Annotated in this window: 1 protein-coding gene; it reads right to left on the bottom strand. The window is 51.5% G+C overall.

The genetic code is table 11. The annotated features are described in order from the left end of the window. Nucleotides 1-216 (bottom strand): Hsp70 family protein (locus tag SB764_RS40340; protein ID WP_410866801.1); only part of this gene is annotated, 216 nt, incomplete at its 3' end. Nucleotides 217-272 lie beyond the last annotated feature (56 nt).

The following is a 272-nucleotide window of genomic DNA, read 5'->3' as shown; positions in this document are numbered from 1 at the left end:
ACGAATCGCCCGACGCAACAGCGCCTGCGTTTCATCGTTGTCTGCCGGAACATCATGATGGCGGTACAACCATTCGCTTACCGCTTCACGCGTTGGCGCACAAAGCATTGAAGGCAGCAGCGTGCTGTCGTTTTCCATTTTCAGTAATTGCGGTTTACCGTCACGCATGACCGCCACTGAACAGTTTGCTGTACCGTAATCAAAACCAATAAACACGAATTAATCCCCATGCCGGTGAAGAAGGGGCGTGACTTTAGCGAAATGTTGCCGTC

Origin of the sequence: Paraburkholderia sp. SIMBA_027, from assembly GCF_046535315.1 — a bacterium.
GTDB classification, from domain to species: Bacteria; Pseudomonadota; Gammaproteobacteria; order Burkholderiales; family Burkholderiaceae; genus Paraburkholderia; species Paraburkholderia tropica.
Note: the sequence above shows the minus strand (reverse complement) of the source record. Positions and strands in the feature narration are given on the sequence as shown.